Source organism: Polaromonas sp. P1_G1 (genome assembly GCF_056405595.1).
On sequence record NZ_JBFUBU010000311.1, the window covers coordinates 1 to 355 of the forward strand.

Sequence of the window (355 nt, forward strand, 5' to 3'; positions counted from 1 at the left end):
GGCCGTGACAACGCCCGCGAGTTCCTGCGCGAGAACCCCGTGTTGTCGGTGGAGATCGAAAACAAGGTGCGCGAATCCCTGGGCATCCCTTTGCTGCCCGTGGCCGAGTCTGAGGTCAAGGCCAAGGCCAAAAAGGCGGACAAGGCCGATAAAGCTGAGAAAATAGAGTAAATCAGTCTCTAGCCCCCGTGGATATTGTGCAAGCAGCTATGAATACAGGAGCAAAGCCAGCGCTGTCCCTGACCGGCCGGGCTTTGCGTCTGCTCAGCTCCCGGGAGCATTCCCGGGTCGAGCTGGAGCGCAAGCTGGCGCAATACGAAGAAGAACCCGGCGCCCTGGCCAAGGTGCTGGACGC

2 pseudogenes are annotated in these 355 nt (G+C 60.6%); both read left to right on the plus strand.

The features are described 5' to 3' along the window. Nucleotides 1-171: pseudogene (recA, locus tag AC1D1Y_RS27000) on the plus strand (recombinase RecA); the annotation flags it as partial. A 38-nt stretch (nucleotides 172-209) separates the two neighbouring features. Continuing rightward, nucleotides 210-355: pseudogene (locus AC1D1Y_RS27005) on the plus strand (recombination regulator RecX); the annotation flags it as partial.